Origin of the sequence: Nitratidesulfovibrio sp., from assembly GCF_040373385.1 — a bacterium.
In the GTDB taxonomy this organism is placed as follows: Bacteria; Desulfobacterota; Desulfovibrionia; order Desulfovibrionales; family Desulfovibrionaceae; genus Cupidesulfovibrio.
Window position 1 is genome coordinate 1 of record NZ_JBDXXH010000010.1, and the last position, 20,457, is coordinate 20,457.

Consider the following 20,457-nt stretch of genomic DNA (forward strand, 5'->3'; position numbering starts at 1 on the left):
AAGGCCCCGGTGAGCAATCACCGGGGCCTTCCTGCGTTCGGCACCATGGAAGCGAGGATGGGGGCGGGATGGGGGGAGCACCTAGGAAATCAGCTGTGACAGCACCATGCCGTCAATGTCCGTACGCAGTTGCAGCCACAGGGGCAGATGGTCGGACATCTGGTAGGTGAAGTCGGTCTTGCTCATGCCGGGGAACAGGGCGTTAATGCTGGTCTTGTCGATGTAGAAATCAAGCACCCCGCCAACGTTCGTGAAGTTCTCCGGGTAGGTGGGGTAGTGCAGGATCTGGTCGTAGCGCTTGTTCTTTTCCAGGTTCGACCCGTGCTCCAGCCCGGCAAGCCCCTTTGGCAGGCACAACCCCTTCGAGGTCACGGCCTTGTACAGCTTGCCGGTACGGTCGGGGATGTTGAAATCGCCCATGGCCAGGATGTCGACGTCCACGGCGTGTGCCGTGGTGCGCCGTTCGTCGATCCAGGTCGCAAGCTGCGCAAGTTCCAGTTCGCGACCGCCTGCCGTACCCCATTGGATGTGCGCCGTAATGGCGATGAAGTCGAAATTGCCCGATGCGAACGAAGCAAGATACGGCGGGCGCCACCACGCGAAATCCGGCAGGTACATCGTCCCCCGCTTCTTGGTTGGGGGTACGGCGGTGGCGGCCAAACCTTTGAAGGCCACTGTACGCTTGTCGTACACGTATGCGATGCGTTCGTAGTTTCCGCCGTCGCCCGGAAAGACGTCCGAATAGATGGCGCGCCAGTACGGCCCGAGAATGTCGAGGACGCGCTTGAGGTCGGACAGGTCGTCCCGCAGCTCGACAATGGACACGAGGTCGAACTGGCCGATGATCTCCGCGATGTAGTGGATGGCGGCTTGATCTCGGGCTGCCTTGCCGAATTCGCGGATGTTCCAGGTGGCGATGTTCAGGGTTTCGTCAACCCGCGACGAGGGAACCTTGGCTGCATCGATGCGCTTGCGCAGTTCCAGGAGCCCAGCCGCGATGTGCGGCGATACATTGCCGTGGAACATGGCACTCCTCCTTGTGTTGGTGGCGGCACCTCACCCCGGCATGTCTCCCCCCTAGAACGGGTTGCTACGGAATGCCATTATTTGCCGTGCGATGGTGGGGTTTTCCCTTTGGCGGCACGGTGCTAGGAAAAGGGCGGTCGTGCGGAGCTCAATGGCATGCTGCCCACCGCACCGGCCTGTGCTTCGCCACCTTCAGCCGGAATGGTGTCATGCCCCCGCAGAAAACCTCCCCCGCCCCTGTTGTACCGTCCAGTGCGAACGGCGCACATGCTCTGGACCTTGAGGCCGCGTTGTCCGTGGCCCTTGATGCCGCCAAGGCAGGCTGTGCCGTGCTGGCTCGGGGGCGCTCGCGCCTTGCCGGGGTGCGCACCACCACCAAGAGTCCCGGCGACATTACCACGGAACTGGATGCCCGCTCGGAGGCAGCCATTTTCGCACGCATCCGGCAGGCCTACCCTGAGCATGCCCGGCTGGGCGAGGAATCTGGTGATAGCGAGGGAGAATCCGGCGCATCACCGTACCGCTGGATTGTCGATCCGCTGGACGGCACGGTGAACTACGTGCACGGAATTCCGTATTATGCGGTCTCGGTGGCACTGGAAGTGGATGGCGCGGCGGTGCTGGGCGTGGTGGCAGACCCGGCCCGGCGCGAGTTCTTCACCGCCGTGCGCGGTCAAGGGGCGTTCTGCAACGGGCGCCCGCTGCATGTGGCCCGGCGTGGCCGCCTGGACGAGGCCGTGGTCGGTACCGTGGTGCCGCCGCCCAAATGGCCGGGCATGGATGGGTATCTGGCGCAGTTCTGCGCCGTGGCGCGCAGTGCGGCGGGCATGCGCCGGGGCGGTGCAGCCGCACTGGACCTGGCCTATGTGGCCGCCGGACGGCTGGACGGCTTTTTTGTGGTCAGCCTGAAGCGCTGGGACCTTTCCGCCGGGGCGTTGCTGGTACGGGAGGCGGGGGGCGCCGTGGCCGATATCGACGGCCACCCGGACCCATTGCACGCCAACCGCCTTGCCGCCGCCAACGGCGAATTGCTGCCTGCGTTGCTGGAGCGGTTGCGAACCACCTGAGGGCATCTTTTGCTGTGCGGAAAGAACAGGGGAGAGGACATGCTCGGCATGCCTTCTCCCCATTTGCTTGTGCGTTGCACCAGTGTCGACCGAGTACGGAACCGGGCCATACCGGGCCATACCGGGACGGGCGACAGCAGGCTTCAGTTGTCGTCGCGGGCCATGGCCTCCAGCGATGGGCCGTGCCGCCGCAACCACACCCCGAACCACAGCGCGTTGCCCAGGCACACGATGCCCGACAGCAGCAGCGTGGTCGATGGCCCAAGGGCATGCGCCACCGTGCCCCCCAGCAGCGAACCGAACGGCCCCATGCCCAGGAACATCATGGAATACAAGGCCATGATCCGCCCCCGGTAGGCGTTGGGCGACATGATTTGCAACAGCGTATTGGCCGACGCCATCAGCACCACCATGCACATGCCCACCGGCACCAGCGCCAGCAACGCCGCCCACACCGTGCGGCACAGCGCGAAGGCCGTCAGGCTGGTCCCAAGGCCCACGGCGGCGTACAGCGCCCATCGGGACAGTCCGTTGCTGCCGCGCCGCAGGGCAAGGCACAGCGCGCCCAGCAGCGCACCGGCCCCGGCGGCCCCCAGCAGCAGGCCAAGGGTTTTGGCGTTGCCACCCAGCACCTTGTCGGCCACCACGGGCATCAGCACCGAATAGTTCACCGCGATGAGGCTGGTGGCACCCACCAGCAGCAGCGTGGTGCGGATGCCCTCGTGGCGCGTGGCAAAGCCCAGCCCTTCGCGAATGCGCTGCAAGGTCGAAGGGCCCGGCGGTGGGGGCACATGTTCGGGCAGGCGCATCATCAACAGCCCTGCAATGACCGGCACGAAGCTGACGGCGTTGCCCAGAAAGCACCATCCTTCGCCCGCTGCGGCCACCACCAGCCCCGCCAGTGTGGGGCCGACGACACGGGCCGCGTTGAACATGGACGAGTTCAGCCCGATGGCCGTGGGCAGGTCTTCCCGCCCCACCATGTCCATGATGAAGGACTGCCGCGTGGGCACGTCGAAGGCGTTGACGATGCCGAGGGCCGTGGCCAGCACGAACACGTGCCATACCTGCACCACGTCGGTCATGGTCAGCACGGCGGCGGTCAGCGCCAGCAGCATGGAGGCCACCTGCGTGCCTACCAGGATGGCGCGCCTGTCGCGCGTGTCGGCCAGGGCGCCGCCGAACACGGACAGCACGAACAGGGGCAGTTGCGCGGCAAAGCCCAGCGCCCCCAGCATGAAGCTGGATTCGCTCAGCCTGTATACCAGCCATGACTGCGCCATGGATTGCATCCATGTGCCGGGCAGCGAGATGGCCTGCCCGCCGAAGAACAGCCGGTAGTTGCGGTGGCGGAACACCCGCAACGGGCCGGTGGCGCGGGGGACCTGGTGATCGGGAAAGGGAGGCATGCTGCGTCCGTTGCGTCGTCGTGCCCGGCGCGTATCAGTTGGTGGTGCGGGTGCCCTTGGCAGCCTTGGCGTTTTTCTTCTTCGCGGGGGACGGAGTGATCGTACCCGTTTTGCCCGCCGTGCCCGTCGTGCCCGCCGTGCCCGTCTGATCGGCCGGGGCCGTCGCATTGGTGGACACCTGCGGCGTGGCGGCGTCGGGTGCGCTTGACGCAAGCGGCGTGGTGGGCATGTCCGTCATGCCGGGGCCGGTGCCGGGGCCGGTGCCGGTGGCGGCGTCCGGTGCAGGCTTGCCCGTGTCTTGCGGCACGGCCTGTGGCGCGGCCTGCGGCGCCGCAGGGGATGCCCCCGGCTCGAGTTGTGCGGGCACGCCGGGCTGAAACTGCGGATGCGCCTGCATCCATTGCGCGGCCAAGTTCTTGGAGTGCACCAGTTGTTCGGGTGTCATGCGCTGTTGTACCTCTGCCGCCACCGGCGCGGCGTCGCCGTCGCCGAACAGTACGGCGCGGGTCAGCCAGGAATGGGCGGTGACCATGTCCGCTGCGCTCCCTTCGCCCTCGGCCAGCATGCTGCCCAGCAGGGTCATGCAGCGCGGGTGGCCGCCCTCGGCGCATTGCCCGAACAACTCCAGGCTGCGCGGGTAGTCCTTGGGCACGCCGGTGCCCTCGTGGTGCAGGATGCCCAGGTTGAGCAGCGAATGCAGGTCGCCCGCCCTGACGCCCATCTGGAAGTAGCGCACGGAACCTGCCATGTCCGGCTCGGCGCCCTGGCCCCGGTAGAGCATTTCGGCCACCAGCCCCATGGCGTCGGCGTTGCCCGCGTCGGCGGCCTCGCGCAGCAGGTGCAGGGCCTTGGCATCATCGCGCGCGGTGCCCATGCCGTAGCGGTAGTGCACGCCCAGCCAGAAGCGGGCGCGCACCACGCCCTGAGCGGCGGCGCGTTCCGTCCAGCGAAAGGCTTCTTCCTGGTTCTCCGGCCCCGCCAGACCCTTGCGGTGGTACTCGGCCAGCAGGTCGCAGGCCTGTGGGTGGCCGCGTTCCGCAGCCAGCGAAAGCCATTTCTCGCCCTGCATGAAGTCGCGCCGGGTGCCGCGCCCGTAGGTGTACAGCACGCCCACAAGGGCCTGCGCGTTGATGATGTCCTGCTCGGCGGCGGACATGGCCAGCGAGAAGGCCTTGGCCTCGTCCTTGCGTACGCCGGTACCGTCCAGATACAGGCGCGCCAGCACGTCCTGCGCGGGGCCAAAGCCCTGCGCGGCGGACTTTTCCAGCCACGATGCGGCGCGGGCGGGGTCGGGCTGGCCGTCGGCGCCCTGCAACAGGGCCATGGCAAAGGCGAACTGGTCCTGCGGGTGGGTGGGCGCCTCCATGGTGGTACCATCGGACAGTTCCACCAGTTCGCCCACGGGGGCGGAGGCGCGACTTTGCGGCTGTGGCTCGGGTTCCGGCTGCCGATTGTCGGCCATGTTGTTCGGCGCGACTACAAGGTCGGGGGCGGCGGGAGTGTCCGGACCCTGCTGGAGTGAACCCGGCGCGTGCGTACCGGAGCCGTCGGTGCCCGATTCCGCTGCGGGTTTCGCGGCGTTGGCGCCGGTATCAGTCGTGGCGGTATCAGTCGTGGCGGCTTTCTGGTCCGTGACTTCGCGCACGTAGGTGGGGCGCTCCGGCAGCGCGGCCGTCCCCTTTTTAGGGGGCTTGCAGCCGCCCAGCAGCAAGCCCGCAACCAACAGCGCCACAAGCGCCAAGCGTGCCGTGCGGCGCGGGGGGCGCGGGGTGCGCGGGCGGATGAAAGTCTGCGGAACGGGGGGCGTGCGGAAATTCGCGGCGTTGCGGCGGGCTGTGGTCATGATCACTCCGGGTGTGCGGCTGGGGGGCGGCACGCCGCGCGGCACAGCTGGGCACCGCGCGCGGGTGGCCGCGCCGAAGCAGGGGCATAGCATGCACCGGGGTGAGGGTAAACGGGTGCGGGACCGCAGGGGCCGGGCAGGCTGCGGGTGCCGCGCCCCGCTGCTGGGACTGCCGGAACGAAACACGGAAGGGGGGCGGAGCGCCTCTGCGATTGGATTGCCGTGGCGGTCAGGCGGAGAAGCCGCCACGCCCCGCACGACGGGAATGTCAGCGTTATGCGCGTGTGGGGCGGGGGGTAATGCGGTGGGCGCCAGGGAGACGGTTGCACGGACCGTCAGGCTGGGGGCGCTCCATGAACAGGATGGAGCGGGACTCCGTTGCGTGGCTGGCGATGCCGTCGTTCTGCCAGACGTTCGCGCGATTTCAGCGGGTTCCGCCGCCCTCTCCACTGCTGCGACCTCCCGCACCGCCTGCCACCTCGGGCCTGCCGCCGCGCGCATGCTCGTGCCCCCCTGCCTCGCTGGTGCCTCGCCGTGGCTGGCCGTTGGCTTCGTTAACAGCCGGGCGATGCAGACCGCTTTCGCCCCCGGCGGGGATATGCCCGCCGGGTTCCCCCCGCAACGGGGAGTGGGCGCAGCCTTCGCCCGTCCGTACGGCGGGGCCGCCCTGTTCGCCCTGTTCGCCCTGTTCGCCTAGTTCGCCATGTTCGCCGCCGTGTTGCCGCTGCCATGCGGCCAGCCCGCCTTCCAGGTAGCGCGCGGCCACTCCGCAGGCAGTCAGGCGCGACTGGATGCCCCGGCTGGTCTCTCCCCCGCCCGCACAATAGACCACTGCGCTGGTGCCCTCCGGGATGGAGGGCAGCCACGTGTCCGCCATGGCCGGGTCGCGCCACTGCGAACCGGGAATGGCCTCTGGATGCAGGTCGCGCTCGCTCCGGCTGCGCACGTCGAGCAGCAGCATGCGCTCTTCGCCGCACAGGGCGTCGTCGAGTTCTCGGGGGGTGATGGCGCTGACCATGGGAGCCTCCCTTGGCTGCGGTGCAGGGCAAACGCCCCGTGGGCCGGGGCGGAGCGTCAATGGAACAATGCGGTCAGGACGACTGCGGAAACAGGGTGAACTGGTCGTCCATCATGGTCATGGGCACGTCGTCGCGCCCGTGCAGCACACCCTTGCCGCGCGCCCCCCACGGGCACACCTTGACGCAGACCCCGCACACCGAATGCCCGATGAGCGGGCGTTTGGCGAAATCCTCTTGCAGCAGGGTGCGACAGCGTTCGAAGTGCAGGGCCTCGTCACGGCTTTCGTAGTGCGCGCCCGGTTCATTCGGCAGTGCCGTCCCCTTGATGGCCCCGGCGGGGCAGGCGTCGGCGCAGCGGGTACAGTTGCCGCAACGGTTCATCAGCGGGCGGCCCGGTTGCAGGGGCAGGTCGGTAAGCACCGTGCACAGGCGGATGCGCGGGCCGTACAGCGGCGAAATGGTCAGCAGGCTCTTGCCCTGCCAGCCAAGCCCGGCGGCCACGGCCACGGCCTTGTGCGAGATCATGCTGGTGCAGGCCACGGAGTCCATTGCCTGCGAGGCTGGCAGCGGCAGGGCGCGGCCCCCCGCTTCCTGGATAAGCAGGGCCAGGCGCAGGGCAGTGTCGTCCAGCCGAATGTTCACCGCCCGAAAATGGTGGGCGTAGAGCGGGGTGGGGCCGTCCACGATGTCGTCCAGCACCGGGTCCGCCAGGCGCACGCCCAGGCTGATGGCCCGCGTCCAGCCGTCCAGCAGGTTTTCCGGCTGGGTGGGCAGGGTGCGCAGGCGGTCCAGGTCGGCCACGCCGAACAGGCTCGCCCCCCATCGTAACGCCGCTTGTCGCAAGGAAAAACTGTCCATGGCCATGCTCACCTCCGCAGCGTACTGCTTTCATGGATGGCATGTTTTCCGCCTGGGTGCAACGGCTCCGCACGCGCTTGCCACAGGTGGGCCAAAGGTGCTGTACGCACCGCGCTGCCAGAGATTGACACAAAAATACATCGCGGGTGGACACGAAGCATTTATTGATGTATATTGTAAAAATGGCATGAGCAAATTGATTCATTATCGTAGTGAAAAGTGCGTTCATGGCAGATTGAAATAGCATGCTTCGATGTCCGGGAGGATGTTGAGTGTACGGGCAAGGGCCAAGGAATGCCTGCCCGTGCGCATATGAGTTCGGTATGATGTTTGTCACCGAAATAACATGATTTTCGGTGTGCAAGGATTTCGGATGCAGTCGCTCTGCGCGGCCTGTGTTTCCTCCGGCGTGCCTTTGCGGCCCGGCAGGATGATGGCTGCGGCGTGCCCTGTGTTGCAGGTTCGGGAATCCGCCGTTTGCGCGGGCCTTGAACGTGCGGCGTCCATCCCCCTGGTCGGCTTCGGCCGTGCCGCGCCCATGGCTCGCTGCCGGTGCCGTGGTGCCGTGATGCCGTGATGCCGTGATGCCGTGATGATGGTCCGGGGCTGTCCATGCTCTGTCGGTGGCGCATCCCGTTCCGTGTCTCCTCCCTCCCGTACATCCCCATGACAACATGACGCGCGCCCTCGCCGGGTGTGTGCCGAGGGTGCGTGCCGCACGCCGACCATTCGTGCCCGTTCCCTTTCCGGATGGCGCACGGCGTGGCCGGTGGCGGGTTCGCCCCGGCATTTGCGGCGGTGCATTCGGTCTTTTCCGGAGCAAGGCCCCCGTGGCCCGCAGTACAGGAGGCAATATGGCGAAGATAGAGATCAGGAATCTGACCAAGATATTCGGGCCAGCCCCCGACAAGGCGCTGGCCATGGTCCGCGAGGGCAAACCCAAGGACGAGATATACAAGCGCACCAAACACGCCGTGGGCGTCAACCGTGCCTCGTTCGACGTGGACGAGGGCGAGATAGTGGTGGTCATGGGCCTTTCCGGCAGCGGCAAGTCCACGCTGGTGCGCTGCCTGAACCGGCTCATCGAACCCACCGACGGCACGGTGCGCATCGACGGCACCGACGTGACCGCCCTTTCGGTGAAGGATCTGCGCGCCTTGCGCCAGCGCACCTTCGGCATGGTGTTCCAGAATTTCGCGCTGTTTCCCCACCGCACCGTGCTGGAAAACGCCGAATACGGGCTGGAAGTGATGGGGGCCACCAAAACGGCCCGCCGGGACAAGGCGGCAGAGGCCCTGGCCCGCGTGGGCCTTGCCGGGTGGGAAGCGGCCCGGCCCGGTCAGCTTTCCGGCGGCATGCAGCAACGCGTGGGCCTGGCCCGCGCCCTGGCGCTGGACCCGGACATCCTGCTGATGGACGAGGCCTTCAGCGCGCTTGACCCGCTGATCCGGCGCGACATGCAGGACGAACTGCTGCGTTTGCAGGACGACGTGCGCAAGACCATCGTGTTCATCAGCCACGACCTGGACGAGGCGCTGAAGATCGGCGACCGCATCGTGCTCATGCGCGCCGGGTCCGTGGTGCAGGTGGGCACGCCCGAAGACATCCTGACCAGCCCGGCGGACGACTACGTGGCCCGCTTCGTGGCCGACGTGGACATTGCCCGCGTGCTTACGGCGGGCACGGTGATGAAGCGGTCCGAGGCTGTGGCGGTGCTGGGCGTGGACGGCCCGCGCACGGCCCTGCGCAAGATGCGCAACCACGCCATCGCCACCCTGTTCGTGCTCGACCGCAACCACAAGCTGGTGGGGCTGGTCACCGCCGACGACATCGCCGACCACATGGCGGGCGGCGAGCGCGATCTTGCGGCCATCATGCGCACCGACATCACCACGGTACCCACGGATGCCCCCGCCTCCGAACTGATTCCCCTCATGGCCGGGCTGCCCCACCCGCTGGCCGTCACCGATGAACGCGGTCGGCTGGCCGGGGTCATCGTGCGCGGGCTGCTGCTGGGGGCGCTGGCCGAACGAGGAGGGAACGCCTGATGGAGGTGACGAACATGACGAGCATGACGAACATGATGGGCCAGATGAGCCAGATGAGCCTGACGGGCCTGACGGACATTGCCGGTACCTTTCCGCGCATTCCCCTTGGCCGGTGGCTGGAAGCGGCCATCGATTTTCTGGTCACCCATCTGGCCCCGGCCACGCGGGCCTTTTCCGCCGTGACCGAAAGCGGGCTGAACCTGCTGGAGGCCGGGCTGGACGCATTGCCGCCGGTGCTGCTCATCGCCCTCATGGGGCTGGTGGCGTGGCGGGTCACCCGCAAGGTGGCACTGGGCGTATTTGCCGTGGCCGGGCTGGCCCTGGTCTGGAACATGGGCCTGTGGCAGGCCACCATGAGCACCCTTGCGCTGGTGCTGGTGGCCACCCTGCTGGCCGTGCTGGTGGGCATTCCGCTGGGCATCGCCGCCGCCATGAGCGACCGGACCCGCGCCGTGGTCATGCCCGTGCTGGACGTGATGCAGACCATGCCCGCCTTCGTCTACCTGATTCCCGCCATCCCCTTCTTTGGCCTTGGCAAGGTGGCCGCCGTGTTCGCCACGGTGATCTTTGCCATGCCGCCCGCCATCCGCTTTACCTGCCTCGGCATCCGGCAGGTGCCCGCCGAACTGGTGGAATGCGCGGAAGCCTTCGGTACCGGGCGCTTCCAGCGGCTGGTGAAGCTGGAACTGCCCCTGGCCGCGCCCACCATGCTGGCGGGCGTGAACCAGACGGTCATGCTGGCCCTGTCCATGGTGGTCATTGCCGCCATGATCGGCGCGCGCGGCCTGGGTGGCGAGGTGTGGAAGGCCATTCAGCGGCTGGAAATGGGCAACGGGTTCGAGGCGGGCATCGGCATCGTCATCGTGGCCATCTGCCTTGACCGCATATTGCAGCATGTGGGGAAGCGGGTGGGCGGCTAAGGTGACGGCACCAGGGGCCTTTTGCCCTCTGCCTGCGTCAGAACGTTTTTTTGTTCCGGTCAAATACCTAAGAGCGCGTTGCGGTCCCCATCCGTAAGGTTCGCGCTCCGCGCTCACCGACGGCTGGGGCATGTTCCCTCCACAAAAAAACGCCCTTCCTTGGCAGAGAACAAAATTCCTCCTGGTGCTCATCTTGGCCTCACCGCACGCCCCGCATCACATCGCCGCAGTGCGCGGCACAACCTCCAACAGAGGAGCACGACATGAAGAAAGTAGTGCTGATGACCCTGGCGGTCCTGTTGCTGGCAACGCAAGCCCTTGCGGCTGCGCCCATGGCAACGGACGGCAAGCCCGTTCGCCTTGCCTACGTGGAATGGGACTGCGCCACCGCCAGCACCCATCTGGCCAAGGCAGTGATAGAAGACAAGCTGGGCCGCAAGGTGGAAGTGCTGCCCGTCAGCGCCGCCGCCATGTGGATGGCCGTTGCCACGGGCGACGTGGACGGCATGGTCACCGCGTGGCTGCCCGTGACCCACGGCGACTACCTGAAGAAGGTCGAAGGCAAGGTGAAGGACCTTGGCCCGCTGGTGGGTGGGGCGCGCCTTGGCTGGGCCGTGCCCGACTACGTGCCCCTGAAGTCCATCGAGGAACTGAAGGCCAATGCGGGCAAGTTCAAGGGCAAGGTCATCGGCATCGACCCCGGTTCCGGCCTGATGAAGCTGTCCGAAAAGGCCATGCAGGAATACGGCCTGAATGAAATGATTCTGGTGGAAGGCAGCGGGGCCACCATGACCGCCGCACTGGACGACGCCATCCGCCGCAAGGAATGGATCGTGGTCACCGCCTGGTCGCCGCACTGGATGTTCGGCCGCTGGAAGCTGCACTACCTGGACGACCCCAAAAAGACGCTGGGCGAAGAGGAACGCATCCACACCGTGGTGCGCAACGGCCTGGACAAGGACATGCCCGACGTCTACGCCTTTCTCGACCGCTTCCGCTATGCCGACGCCAACCAGCTGGAAACGCTGATGGCCTGGAATCAGGAAAAGGGCGCGGACCTCATGGCCAACGCCCGGCGGTTCATGAAGGAGCACCCCGAACTGGTCAGGGAGTGGCTGGGGAAGTAGGGGAAGAAGAGGAAAGAAATGGAAAGCGCGGCGGGTAACCGTCGCGCTTTTTTTGGGGCAGTCTGTCGGAATGTGCGGCAGGCCCGGCCCACCCCACTGCGTACCGGGCCGGGTTGTTTTCCGGGGGGCCTTCACGTACCTGTACGTCTCTTTACATTGCTTGACATTGCAGGCCGTCCCGTGCGCCATCACGCATAGCAGTTGTGCCGGGCAGGGCGCCGCGTTTTTGGGCGAATGCCCTCGGGCGGGCCTCATCGTCATCCGAAACGGAACAGGACTGATACCGTGAAGCCGACAGAGCATGATCTTGCGATGCTGCGAGGGGACGAATTCAGGAGCAGCTACAGGTTTTCCCTGGGCTGTTCCGACCAGACGGATACCCGGTTCGAGTACATAACGCGGCGGGTGGCTGGCAAAAGCGTCCTGCACGTGGGGTGCGCCGACCATGCGGAGCTGCTGGAAAGGAAGATGCGCGACGGCACGTGGCTGCACGGCCGCATCACCGATGTGGCCGCGCGCTGCCTTGGCGTGGACGTGAACGAGCGGGCCGTGGCCGAACTGACCAACCGCTACGGCTGCGACAACGTGGCCGTGCTGGACATGTTTTCACAGGACGAGCGGCTTGCCGGATGGTGGGACTACATCGTGCTCGGCGAGGTGCTGGAGCACATGGACGACCCGGTGGGGTTTCTGCGCAGGCTGCGCGAAACCTACGCGGGGCGCGCCGGTGCCGTGATCATCACGGTGCCCAACGCCTTTTTCTACAAGAATTTCAAGCTGGCGCTGCGCGGACGAGAGGTGATCAACTCTGACCACCGCTACTGGTTCACGCCCTACACACTGGCCAAGGTGCTGACCGTGGCCGGTTTTGCGGTGGGGGATGTCCGTTCCACGCAGGATTCCAGCCTGAAGTTCATGCCCAACATCACCTGGGCGCTGTTGCGCCATGTGCCCTTGCTGCGCAGCAACGTGGTGGCCACGGCGGCATTCGAAACCGGCGCGTAGGGCCTCTATCCGCCACGGCGGTTTCCGGATCAGTCGCTCCCCATCCGCCGCTCCATGCGCGAATGGATGATCGACGCCCGCACCTGCACCCCGCGCGAGGTGCCCGTGGGCGACCAGCGCAGGGGATTGGGCAGCACCGCCGCAAGGCGGGCCGCCTCCCACGAGGAGAGCGCGGCGGCGGACTTGCCGAAGTGATGGCGCGCGGCGGCCTCGGCCCCGAACACGCCGTCGCCCCATTCCACCACGTTCAGGTACAGTTCCAGGATGCGCTTCTTGGATAGTTCGCGCTCCAGCCGCCAGGCCATGATGGCCTCCTTGGCCTTGCGCGACAGGCTCTTTTCCGGGGTGAACCACAGGTTCTTGGCAAGCTGCTGGGTGATGGTGCTGCCCCCGGCGGCAATGCGCCCTTCCTCGATGTTGCGCAGAAAGGCATCCTCCATGCCGTCGAGATCAAAGCCCTCGTGCTGCCAGAACTTGTCGTCCTCTGCGATGGTCACGGCCAGCACGAGATTGCGCGAGATGTTGCCAAGGCCCACCCAGGCCTGGCGGTAGCTGGGGCCGCGTCCCTGCCGCGCCCACTGCCCCTGCCGGTATTCCATGAACGAGGTGACGGCGGGGTTCTGTTTGCCCAGCGTGGCCACGGGCGGCCACACCGCGTAGCGGGCGATGTCGCCGCCCATCAGCAGCGCCACCAGCAGCACCAGCCGCACGGCCAGCGGCCAGCCGGAGCGCGGCGCGCGCGGGCGTGTGGGGCCTTGCGGCGTTTTTCGTGATGGCGTGGATGTCGTGGAGGACGACGGCATGCTGAGGTAGGGGGAGGCGCGCTGGTCCGTGTCCTGCGGAGATGGGCCGGGTTCCTCATGCGGATTGGTTTCCGGCCCCCAGCCGGAGCCTGATCCACCGCTTGCCGCTCCCGGCATGGCAGACGAGCCGGAGGCATCAGTCGTGCCAGCCGCGCCCGGCGAACCCGCCGCCTTGCCGCCCTTGCGCCCCAGCATGGCACCCACCACATGGGCAATGACCGCCCACAGGCCGCGCACCATGCGCCATACCGATACGGCCAGCCAGCGCAACGCGCCGAACACCCCCCGGCCAGTTGCCGTCACCCCCAGTGCCAGGCCCCGCGCCAGTCCGCGCAACACGCGCCCCATCAGCCAACCCGCGCCGTGCAGGGCGCGGCCCGTCAGGCCGAGTTCGTCACGCGGGACGGCGGGCGCGGGCAGTTGGATGTCGGGCAGTTCGACAGTGTCATGAAGTCTGCGGGGGGTATGGCGGGTGGACATGGCAGGATGCTATCCGTGCCGGTGCGGGTGCGCAAGGGAGGGGCAAGGGCATTTTGCCCCCGGTGCGCCGAAAGCCCCGGCCTGCGTGCCGCGCCCCGTGCCGCGCCCCGTGCCGCGTGCCGTGCCGCGTGCCGCGTGCCGCGTCCGTGTGCCGCACTCGTGGATGCGCCTGCCTCCCGTGACCTCACCCGGTCCTTCCGGGCTCCTTCGCGCATGTGGCCAGCCACGGAAAAGGGCGGACGCCGTGCGGCATCCGCCCCTGTGAGAACTGTCCGTTTCGTTTTCTTCCGCGTCATCCTGCCCCGCAGGTGCAGGTCGGCGCGCAGGCGTCCTGTCTCCTACAGCCCTGCCGCCACCACCATGTCGGTGATGGGGCCACGGCTCTTGCGGCCACGCAGCACCAGGTGCGCATAGCCGGGGTTGCCGCGCAGCAGGCGCACCAGCCAGTTCAGGCCGTTGTTTTCCGGGCTGTTGAAGGGGGCGTCCACCTGCTGGGTGTCGCCCATGCAGATCACCTTCACGTTGCGGCCCATGCGGGTGAGCAGGGTGCGCAGGTCCTCGCGCGAGAGGTTCTGGGTTTCGTCCAGAATCACCACGCAGTCTTCCAGGTTGCGGCCCCGCGTGTAGTTGATGGGCAGCACCTGGATCACCTTGGGGTTCAGGCGGCTGAGGCTGGTGCCGTTGGGCGTGGCCGCCAGCGCATTGGGGGCGCGGCGGTGCTCGTTGTGCAGCTTCAGCATCAGGTCCACGATGTATTCCATGTACGGGTCGGTCTTTTCGGTCAGGTCGCCGGGCAGGTAGCCCAGCTTGGGGCCGATTTCCACCAGGGGCTTCGAGATGAAGATGCGCTTGTGCCGCTTTTCCTTCAGCACCATTTCCAGCGCACAGCCAAGGGCCAGGAAGGTCTTGCCCTTGCCCGCCGTGGATTGCAGGCTGACCAGCGGAATGTCCGGGTCCAGCATCAGGCGCATGGCCAGCGCTTGGTACACGTCGCGCGGCACGATGTTCCACGGGGAGGGCGCGAACTTGACCTCCTGCGTGTCCAGCGTGCGGTCGTGGAACACGGGGTACGCCCCTTCCCAGGTGAAGCTGTTGGGCACCACGTCTGCAGGCGGCACGAAGCCGGTGTAGCGTTCCGATTCCGAGCGGAAGGGGATGGAGCAGCGGTATTCCTCGCTGCGCAGGCCGGAACTGGTGTCGGCCATGATGCGCAGCAGCCGGTCGTTGGAGACGAGCACCACGGGTTCCTCGCGCGGCACGGTGGCCAGCAGCGAGCGGGCGTCGGCGATGATGTACTGGTCGGGGGAGGATTTGACCTCCGGCGCGGACGAGGGCAGGGCCAGGGCCTGATAGTCGCCGGTGACCACCCGCAGGTGGCCCTGGGTAACGGCGGCCTCCACGGCGGACACGGCGCGGGACACCAGATGGGCCTTGGCGGGCTGGCGTTTCAGCTTGTCCAGCTCTTGCAGCACGGTCTGGGGCAGGTAGCAGGCGTTTTCGCTGTCGCTGCGCAGTTGCTCGATGCAGCCGGGGTCTTCCAGCAGCACGTTGGTGTCGATGACGTAATGCTTGCGGATTTCGCCGGTGGTGGGGCGCGTGGCGGGCTTGCGGCGGCCCGACTGGCCCGACTGGCCCGACTGGCCCGACGGGGTCGACGGGGCCGATGCGGCGGGCACGGCGGGCGTGCGGGCGGCCTTGCCGTTTGCCTTGCCTGTGGGGCGGGGTGCCGCGCGGGCGGCGTTCTTGAGGTCGGCGTGGTGCGATTGCCGATGCTCCTCGAAATCCTCCAGTGACGTGAGCTTGATCTTGCCGTTGCGTTCCGGCAGGGGCGGGGCCTCTTCCTGCATCGCAGAAGGCGCGGGGACGGATGTGGCGCCGGTGACGGGGGCTGCCCGTTCCTTGCGGCGCTTGCCGTTGCCTGCGTCCACCTTCTTCTTCGCCATGGGTGCTCCTGGGTTTGGGGCCTCGCGGCGGAATGGGCGGGGCGACGTGCGCTCCGGGTTCCGGATGTCTAGATTTTCTTTAACGCGCTTTTCGGGAATACGGAAGCGTCACCCGAAGGGGGTTGGGTGAGGATACGGTGACGGTGGTGTGACGGGCGTTGCGGCGGGATGGCATGCCGGGGACGGGCGGCGCGAAGCATGCGGATGGCGCGCTGCGCGGGCTGTGGGAAGCAGAAGGCCCGGGTGGCGTCGGGCGGACGGTATCGAGCCGGACGGTATTGAGCCGGGCGGCAGTGGCAGGCGCGGGGCGGATTCGGGCGTGCGGTGGTGTGCACCCGGCCCCGGACACGCAGCAGCCCGGCGTCGGGACAGGACCCCTGGCGTGTCGCGAGTGCGGGGAACGCGAAGGGGGACTGCCACCGGTCGGGCCAACGTGGGGCATATGCGGAACGGGCGTGGATGGCCCCCGCCCGCACCACGTCCCATGTCCTTGCTTCCCCCCTGCTTCCGGGCAATCAGTCGAAATTGCGGTAGAACACCGCGCCGTCGCCGAAGGCGGGTTCCACCGTGGCGGCGGGAAAGCGCGGAAACAGCCGCTCCGCCGCCGCGCGGGCCTCGGCGGGTTTGGCGTAGAAGCGCGGCGGCATCAGGTAGAAGCGCAACCCCCGGTCGGGCTTCCACACCGGGGTCAGCACCACCTCGCGCTTGCCGCCGCCCTTGGCGCGCAGGGCGCGGTAGGCTTCCTCCAGTGTGGCGTGGCTTTCCAGCAGCAGGGCGCATTGGCCGCGCCGTTCCATGCCCGGTTCCATGGCCAGGGCGGGCAGGGCAAGGATGGTGTCCGAGGGCAGGCGGTTGGGGTTGGTGATGGCGGGGTTGGCCTGCATCACTGCGTCCAGTACGGTGGCGGCCCGGCCATACACGGTGTCCAGCAGGCCGAGCAGGGTTTCGCCGCGCGGCAGCACCACCAGCCCCAGCCGGGCGGACGGAGCGGTCATGGCCGTGGACGCGGCGGCACCTGTGGCCGGGTACGGCGCAACGGACGTTGCCGCCAGAGGGCGGGACGCGGTGCCCGCGCGGGTTTCCGGACTGGTCAGGCCGGGTGAAACGGGTATCCCAGGTGAGCCAGATGAACCAGATGAGCCAGACGAACCGGATGAATTGATCTGGGACCCGTCCTGCCCCGTCCCCGCGCTCATTCCCGCAACGTCTCCCTGACCGGGCACCCCCAGCAGGGCCAGCAGCGGGCGGAACAGCCCCGACGCGCCGTCGTTCGCGCCACCGTCCGTGCGGACTTCGGCGGGCGCGGCATCCTGTCCGCGTCCGGATGCCCACGGCAGGCGCATATCACCGCCGGACAGCATGCGCCCCCCCGCCAGCACGGCCCCGCCCAGCACCACTGCCGCCAGCGCGGCATAGCCCGCCACCCGCAGCAGTCCCGGCCCGGTCGCCCGGCCCGCAAAACCCGCGGGACCGGTGTCCAGCCTGCCGCCCAGCCCCGCATCGCGGCGGGCAAAGGCCAGCACCTCGCGCCAGGTCACCCGGCGGCGGTTGTTGATGAGCAGGTTCATGACCAGTTGGTGGCACAGGCGCATGATCTTGCGCGGGTAGCCGCCGGTGGCGTGGTGCACGGCCAGCAGCGCGGGCAGGGTGAACAGCCGTTCTCCGGCGGGGCCGCCCGCCAGGCGCAGCCGGTGGCGTACCATGCGGATGGTCTCTCGCCGCGAAAGGGGGCGCAGGGGCAGGTATTCGTTGATGCGGTCGCGAAAGTTGGGCAGCGCGGCAATGGTGTCTTCCAGTTCGCGCTGGCCGAACAGGATGATCTGGAGCAGCTTTTCGGTGTTGGTCTCGAAGTTCAGCAGCTCGCGCAGCACTTCCAGGCATTCGGGCAGCAGCTTCTGGCCTTCGTCGATGCACAGCACCACGATGCGCCCCCCTTCCTGCTGCCCCTGCTGCCCCTGCTGCCCCTGTTGTCCCAGTTGATCGGCAAGGCCGGGTTGTTCCTGCGTCAGGCGCAGCAGGGCGGTCTGGATGCGTTCCACGGCCTCGCGCCGCAGCTCGCTGCCAGGGGCAGTGCGCGGGGTGTCGGTCAGTCCTGGTGTTGGTCCTTGCGTGCCCCCCTGCGAGGGCGCGCTGCTGACCGTGATGTTCGCCGCCATGGGGCCGAAGTGGTCGGCGTCAGGGACGGCATTTGCCCCGGCGGTACCCCCCGCGTTTCTTTCCGCGTTTTTTTCCGCACCCGGCACGCCCGCGCCGCCATCCGGCCCGGCCAGCAGGTCGCACAGGTGCAGGGCAAAGGCCTCTGCACTGGCAAAGCCGGGGTCCAATATCAGGTGGGCCGTCACTTCCGGCTGTTCGGCAAAGGCGCGCAGCAGGCAGCGGCACAGGGTGCTCTTGCCGGTGCCCACCTCGCCCAGCACCACGTTCAGCCCGCGCCGCAGCCGCACGGCTATTTCCAGCCGGTGCAGGCACAGCTCGTGGCCGGGCGCGCGGTAGTACGAGAGCGGGTCTGGCGAGGTGGAAAACGGCTCGCGCGAAAGGCCCAGCAATTCAAGATAATTCATGGCATGTCCTTGGAAGACCCGGGGAACCGTGGAAGGCTTTGGCCACGTGGGAGCCGTGGTGTCCGGTGCGGTCGCCGACCAGAACTCGTTGTCGTCATGTTCCCGGCACCGGCTGCCCGCTCGGCACCTGCTGCCCGCCCGGCGCCCGTGCATCTCGCCGAGCGCACGTCGCCATCAGAAATCGTCATCCGCAAGGTCCGCCGCGCTACCCATGCGGGCCACGGGGGTTGCGTTCACCCCGGCCAGATACGGCTTGAAGCGCGGTTTGTCGGCCACGTGCACGGCGGCGTCGCGCGGCTTGATCAACCCCGCGTCCAGCAGGCGCAGAATGTCGTCGTCCAGGGTCTGCATGCCCGCGTTCTTGCCGGTTTGCAGCACGCTGGGCAGTTGGTAGGTCTTGCTTTCGCGGATCAGGTTGCGCACGGCGGGCACGCCCAGCATGATTTCCAGCGCGGCCACCCGGCCCGGCCTGTCGGCGCGCGGAAAGAGGACCTGCGAAATGACGGCCTGCAAGGTTTCCGAAAGGCTGGTGCGGATCTGGGCCTGCATTTCGGGCGGAAACACCTCGACGATGCGGTCGATGGTCTTGGGCGCAGATATGGTGTGCACCGTGGACAGCACAAGGTGCCCGGTTTCCGCCGCCTCCAGCGCCAGGCTGATGGTTTCCAGGTCGCGCATTTCGCCCACCAGGATGATGTCCGGGTCTTCGCGCAGGGCGCCGCGCAGGGCGGCGGCAAAGCTTTTGGTGTGTCGGCCCACCTCGCGCTGGTTTATCAGGCACCCGCGCGGCTCGTGCACGAATTCCACCGGGTCTTCGATGGTGATGATGTGGTCGCGGCGGTGGGTGTTGGCGTGGTCGATCATGGCCGCCAGCGTGGTGGACTTGCCGCTGCCGGTTGGGCCTGTCAGCAGCACGAGGCCCTTGGGCAGCATGGCCAGGTCGCGCAGCAGCGGGGGCAGGCCCAGCGACTCCACCGAGGGGATGTTGCCGGGAATTTCGCGAAATGCCGCACCCACGCCGCGTTCGTGGCGGTAGAAGTTGGCGCGGTAGCGGGCCATGCCGGGCACGGCATAGCCGAAGTCCAGGTCGCCGCTGGCGGCGAATTCGTCGCGCCGGGCCGGGGGAATGATTTCGTCCAGCATGGCCGCAAGCCCGGCGTCGTCCAGCGCGGGGTGATCCAGCCGTTGCAACGTGCCGTGCACGCGCACCATGGGCGTGCAGCCGCTGGAAAGGTGCAGGTCCGAGCCGCCAAGCCCGTGCAGGATGTGGAAGAACTGGTCGATGCGTGCCATGCGTGGTTCCTTGCGCCGCACGGGCGGCGGTGGGGGATGTGCCTTCGGTTGGGGCGGGCCGGATGCCGCCTTTCAGGCTGGCCCGATCCTATGCGGATGGGCGGAATAATCAAGTATCGTATACTAATGGCGTGTCGCGGCCCCTTCTGCTAGAAGTCGCTTGCGCAACGCAGAAGAAGGAGCCGCCGCCATGCCGTACACCGACCCCACCGTCTTTCCGTGGCTTGCGCTGGTGCTTGGCCTTGTGCTTGGCAGCTTCTACAACGTGTGCATCCATCGCGCCATCGAGGGGCAGTCGCTGCTGTGGCCGCCGTCGCACTGCCCGCACTGCGCGGCGCGCCTGCGCCCGTGGCATCTGGTGCCCATTCTCAGCTACCTTGCCTTGCGCGGGCGCTGCCATGCCTGCGGCCAGCGCATCAGCCCGCGCTATCCCATTGTCGAGGCCGCGTCCGGCCTGCTGGCCCTGCTGCTGGCGTTGCGCTTTGGCGCCACGTGGCCCTTCGCCGTGTACATGGTGTTCGGCGGGGCGCTGCTGGTGGCCTCGTTCATCGACTTCGAAACGTTCATCCTGCCCGACGTCATCATCCTGACCGGTGCCGTGGCCGCCCCGGTGGCCGCCATACTGCTGCTGGACATGCCCCTGGCCGACAGCCTGATCGGCGCGGTGGCGGGGGGCGGCACGTTCTGGCTGGTGCTGGCGGGCTTCAAGCGGGTGCGCGGCATAGACGGCATGGGCCTTGGCGACGTGAAGCTTATGGCGCTCATTGGCGGGCTGTGCGGCTGGCAGGCCCTGCCCGTGGTCACGCTGCTGGCGGGCCTTCTGGCCCTGCTGGCCGCCGTGTGGTTTCTGCGCCGCCGCGAAGTGGGGCAGTCCGCGCGCGAGGTGGCCATTCCCTTCGGCCCGTTCCTCAGCCTGGGCGCGGTGGTGTACATGCTGTACGGCCCGGCGCTGGTGCGCTGGTGGTTCGGGGTTGTTACCGGCAAGCCGATCTAGAACCGTTCTGATTTGGAAACAGCCCCAGCCCGCAGCCATCCTTTTTGCAACGGGCGAAAAG

The 20,457-nt window shown here is 67.6% G+C and carries 16 protein-coding genes; 7 read left to right on the plus strand and 9 right to left on the minus strand.

Going from position 1 to position 20,457, the window contains the following annotated elements; genetic code table 11:
* Window positions 1-81: 81 nt before the first annotated feature.
* Complete coding sequence (locus tag ABWO17_RS14715; protein WP_353119829.1) at window positions 82-1,026, minus strand: endonuclease/exonuclease/phosphatase family protein; 945 nt, start codon at window positions 1,024-1,026, stop codon at window positions 82-84.
* A 209-nt stretch (window positions 1,027-1,235) separates the two neighbouring features.
* Here ABWO17_RS14715 and ABWO17_RS14720 point away from each other — a divergent pair, with 209 nt between their 5' ends.
* Window positions 1,236-2,093, plus strand: a complete 858-nt coding sequence (locus tag ABWO17_RS14720) for an inositol monophosphatase family protein (RefSeq protein WP_353119831.1) — start codon at window positions 1,236-1,238, stop codon at window positions 2,091-2,093.
* Window positions 2,094-2,236: 143 nt separating this feature from the next.
* Here the strand turns inward: ABWO17_RS14720 and ABWO17_RS14725 are convergent, their stop codons facing one another.
* From ABWO17_RS14725 to ABWO17_RS14740, 4 genes are all read right to left on the minus strand, one after another.
* Window positions 2,237-3,502: an MFS transporter gene (locus ABWO17_RS14725; RefSeq protein ID WP_353119832.1), complete on the minus strand. Its 1,266-nt coding sequence runs from the start codon at window positions 3,500-3,502 to the stop codon at window positions 2,237-2,239.
* A 34-nt stretch (window positions 3,503-3,536) separates the two neighbouring features.
* A complete protein-coding gene (locus ABWO17_RS14730) occupies window positions 3,537-5,345 on the minus strand; it encodes an SEL1-like repeat protein (RefSeq protein ID WP_353119834.1) in 1,809 nt (602 codons plus the stop codon).
* A 424-nt stretch (window positions 5,346-5,769) separates the two neighbouring features.
* A complete protein-coding gene (locus ABWO17_RS14735) occupies window positions 5,770-6,363 on the minus strand; it encodes a rhodanese-like domain-containing protein (RefSeq protein WP_353119836.1) in 594 nt (197 codons plus the stop codon).
* 73 nt (window positions 6,364-6,436) lie between these two features.
* Window positions 6,437-7,228 carry a 4Fe-4S double cluster binding domain-containing protein gene (locus tag ABWO17_RS14740; RefSeq protein ID WP_167125710.1) on the minus strand — a complete coding sequence of 264 codons (792 nt, stop codon included), beginning with the start codon at window positions 7,226-7,228 and terminating at the stop codon, window positions 6,437-6,439.
* Here ABWO17_RS14740 and ABWO17_RS14745 point away from each other — a divergent pair.
* From ABWO17_RS14745 to ABWO17_RS14765, 5 genes are all read left to right on the plus strand, one after another.
* Window positions 7,221-7,466: a hypothetical protein gene (locus ABWO17_RS14745; RefSeq protein ID WP_353119838.1), complete on the plus strand. Its 246-nt coding sequence runs from the start codon at window positions 7,221-7,223 to the stop codon at window positions 7,464-7,466. The genes ABWO17_RS14740 and ABWO17_RS14745 overlap by 8 nt on opposite strands.
* Window positions 7,467-8,076: 610 nt before the next feature.
* Window positions 8,077-9,270: a quaternary amine ABC transporter ATP-binding protein gene (locus tag ABWO17_RS14750; RefSeq protein WP_353119840.1), complete on the plus strand. Its 1,194-nt coding sequence runs from the start codon at window positions 8,077-8,079 to the stop codon at window positions 9,268-9,270.
* Between the two features lie 53 nt (window positions 9,271-9,323).
* Window positions 9,324-10,190, plus strand: coding sequence for an ABC transporter permease (locus ABWO17_RS14755; RefSeq protein WP_353120055.1), 867 nt, complete (start codon window positions 9,324-9,326; stop codon window positions 10,188-10,190).
* Window positions 10,191-10,453: 263 nt separating this feature from the next.
* A complete protein-coding gene (locus ABWO17_RS14760; RefSeq protein WP_353119842.1) occupies window positions 10,454-11,317 on the plus strand; it encodes a glycine betaine ABC transporter substrate-binding protein in 864 nt (287 codons plus the stop codon).
* A gap of 312 nt (window positions 11,318-11,629) precedes the next feature.
* A complete protein-coding gene (locus ABWO17_RS14765; protein ID WP_353119844.1) occupies window positions 11,630-12,322 on the plus strand; it encodes a class I SAM-dependent methyltransferase in 693 nt (230 codons plus the stop codon).
* A gap of 29 nt (window positions 12,323-12,351) precedes the next feature.
* On the opposite strand, the gene mtgA is transcribed toward ABWO17_RS14765, so the two are convergent.
* The 4 genes from mtgA to ABWO17_RS14785 form a co-directional block, all read right to left on the minus strand.
* Window positions 12,352-13,605, minus strand: coding sequence for a monofunctional biosynthetic peptidoglycan transglycosylase (gene mtgA, locus ABWO17_RS14770; protein ID WP_353119846.1), 1,254 nt, complete (start codon window positions 13,603-13,605; stop codon window positions 12,352-12,354).
* Window positions 13,606-13,943: 338 nt separating this feature from the next.
* Window positions 13,944-15,548: a PhoH family protein gene (locus tag ABWO17_RS14775; RefSeq protein ID WP_353119847.1), complete on the minus strand. Its 1,605-nt coding sequence runs from the start codon at window positions 15,546-15,548 to the stop codon at window positions 13,944-13,946.
* Between the two features lie 515 nt (window positions 15,549-16,063).
* Window positions 16,064-18,109, minus strand: a complete 2,046-nt coding sequence (locus ABWO17_RS14780) for an AAA family ATPase (RefSeq protein WP_353119849.1) — start codon at window positions 18,107-18,109, stop codon at window positions 16,064-16,066.
* 174 nt (window positions 18,110-18,283) lie between these two features.
* Window positions 18,284-19,402 carry a type IV pilus twitching motility protein PilT gene (locus ABWO17_RS14785; protein ID WP_353119851.1) on the minus strand — a complete coding sequence of 373 codons (1,119 nt, stop codon included), beginning with the start codon at window positions 19,400-19,402 and terminating at the stop codon, window positions 18,284-18,286.
* 190 nt (window positions 19,403-19,592) lie between these two features.
* Between ABWO17_RS14785 and ABWO17_RS14790 the strand changes: the two genes are divergently transcribed.
* The gene (locus ABWO17_RS14790) at window positions 19,593-20,396 is read left to right on the plus strand and encodes a prepilin peptidase (protein ID WP_353119853.1); all 804 of its coding nucleotides are present in this window, start codon (window positions 19,593-19,595) and stop codon (window positions 20,394-20,396) included.
* Window positions 20,397-20,457: the final 61 nt, after the last annotated feature.

Bases quoted from the DNA above. Each gene is read 5' to 3' on its own strand.
- ABWO17_RS14780 (WP_353119849.1), bottom strand. From the start codon at position 18,109: ATGAATTATCTTGAATTGCTGGGCCTTTCGCGCGAGCCGTTTTCCACC.
- ABWO17_RS14790 (WP_353119853.1), top strand. From the start codon at position 19,593: ATGCCGTACACCGACCCCACCGTCTTTCCGTGGCTTGCGCTGGTGCTT.
- ABWO17_RS14745 (WP_353119838.1), top strand. From the start codon at position 7,221: ATGGCCATGCTCACCTCCGCAGCGTACTGCTTTCATGGATGGCATGTT.
- ABWO17_RS14755 (WP_353120055.1), top strand. From the start codon at position 9,324: ATGAGCCTGACGGGCCTGACGGACATTGCCGGTACCTTTCCGCGCATT.
- ABWO17_RS14740 (WP_167125710.1), bottom strand. From the start codon at position 7,228: ATGGCCATGGACAGTTTTTCCTTGCGACAAGCGGCGTTACGATGGGGG.
- ABWO17_RS14725 (WP_353119832.1), bottom strand. From the start codon at position 3,502: ATGCCTCCCTTTCCCGATCACCAGGTCCCCCGCGCCACCGGCCCGTTG.
- ABWO17_RS14730 (WP_353119834.1), bottom strand. From the start codon at position 5,345: ATGACCACAGCCCGCCGCAACGCCGCGAATTTCCGCACGCCCCCCGTT.
- ABWO17_RS14775 (WP_353119847.1), bottom strand. From the start codon at position 15,548: ATGGCGAAGAAGAAGGTGGACGCAGGCAACGGCAAGCGCCGCAAGGAA.
- ABWO17_RS14750 (WP_353119840.1), top strand. From the start codon at position 8,077: ATGGCGAAGATAGAGATCAGGAATCTGACCAAGATATTCGGGCCAGCC.
- ABWO17_RS14760 (WP_353119842.1), top strand. From the start codon at position 10,454: ATGAAGAAAGTAGTGCTGATGACCCTGGCGGTCCTGTTGCTGGCAACG.
- ABWO17_RS14720 (WP_353119831.1), top strand. From the start codon at position 1,236: ATGCCCCCGCAGAAAACCTCCCCCGCCCCTGTTGTACCGTCCAGTGCG.
- ABWO17_RS14735 (WP_353119836.1), bottom strand. From the start codon at position 6,363: ATGGTCAGCGCCATCACCCCCCGAGAACTCGACGACGCCCTGTGCGGC.
- mtgA (WP_353119846.1), bottom strand. From the start codon at position 13,605: ATGTCCACCCGCCATACCCCCCGCAGACTTCATGACACTGTCGAACTG.
- ABWO17_RS14715 (WP_353119829.1), bottom strand. From the start codon at position 1,026: ATGTTCCACGGCAATGTATCGCCGCACATCGCGGCTGGGCTCCTGGAA.
- ABWO17_RS14765 (WP_353119844.1), top strand. From the start codon at position 11,630: ATGCTGCGAGGGGACGAATTCAGGAGCAGCTACAGGTTTTCCCTGGGC.
- ABWO17_RS14785 (WP_353119851.1), bottom strand. From the start codon at position 19,402: ATGGCACGCATCGACCAGTTCTTCCACATCCTGCACGGGCTTGGCGGC.